The 467-nt window shown below is 62.5% G+C and carries 1 pseudogene; it reads right to left on the bottom strand.

Going from position 1 to position 467, the window contains the following annotated elements:
- Window positions 1-467, bottom strand: a pseudogene (locus ACG2F4_RS19435) (gfo/Idh/MocA family oxidoreductase); the annotation flags it as partial.

A 467-nucleotide genomic window follows, 5' to 3' on the forward strand; every position in this document is an offset into this window, starting at 1 on the left:
AACGACAGGTGCGCGTGCTCGTCGGCGTCATAGACCCCCTCCTGGGTGAACTCCTGGATCTCCTCTGGCAGCCGGTGGCCGTAGTCGGGCACCTGAACCCGCTCGGGGATCTCCGGTTCGGGCTTCTTGGCCGTGTGGATGACCGGGTCTTCGCCTTCAATCAGCGGCCATTCGAAGGACTTTTTCGAGCCGTAGGCATCGAAGCTCTCCCGGTACTGCCGGGCCGTGTCGAACAGGCTGCGGTAGATGTGGGCGGCGATATCTGAATCTTTCAGCTTGATGTGGCAGGTCTCGACCGCAAACGGGGAGCCGGACTTGGCGATCAGCTCATCGCTGATCTTCCCGGAGCCAAAGCAGGAGACGTACTCGGCGTCGGCGTCGGTCAGCCCCAGCACCGGGCTCACCACGTGGGTGGCGTAGTGCATCGGCTTCATGTACTGCCAGTATTCGGGCCAGCCCTCCATATC

This window comes from Halalkalibaculum sp. DA3122, from assembly GCF_043951865.1.
Classification (GTDB): Bacteria; Bacteroidota; Rhodothermia; order Balneolales; family Balneolaceae; genus JAMQKA01.